The organism is Dactylosporangium siamense (assembly GCF_016862795.1).
Lineage (GTDB): Bacteria > Actinomycetota > Actinomycetes > Mycobacteriales > Micromonosporaceae > Dactylosporangium > Dactylosporangium siamense.
In genome coordinates, this window is the sequence record NZ_BONQ01000292.1 from 1 (window position 1) to 535 (window position 535).

At 67.1% G+C, this 535-nt stretch carries 1 protein-coding gene; it reads left to right on the plus strand.

Going from position 1 to position 535, the window contains the following annotated elements; translation table 11 throughout:
• Positions 1-535: hypothetical protein (locus tag Dsi01nite_RS57000; protein ID WP_203854894.1), on the plus strand; the 535-nt coding region annotated here is incomplete at both ends.

Here is a 535-nt window from a genome sequence, read left to right on the forward strand (position 1 = left end):
AACAACTACGCCCGCTACGGCGACGCCGACCACCCCGACTGGTACGTCCGGGCCGGGAACCTGAAGCGGATCGAGTACGGCCAGCGCAGCGACGCCATCTACTCCACCCCACCCCTGGCACGGGTGTACTTCGACACCGTCGGCCGGTGCGTCGGTGGCTGCTCGGCTCCGGCCGACTTCCAGGACACGCCGACCGACCTCACCTGCGACGCGGCGCCGTGCAACCAGACGTTCTCACCGGCGTTCTTCACCAAGAAGCGGCTGAACAAGATCCGCACCGAGGTCCTGAACAACAACGGTGTCGGGTTCCGCCCGGTCGACGAGTGGACGCTGCGCCAGTCGTACATCCGTGACGACGCCTCCACCGGCTACGCGATGTGGCTGGAAGGGATCACGCACAAGGGCCTGGCCGCCGCGACGCCGATCACCGCGAACGAGGTCACCTTCGACGGTGCCCCGATGGACAACCGGGTCGACAACCTCAGCGCGAACATCCCACCGCTGAAGTGGCGCCGGATCATCGGCATCACCAGCG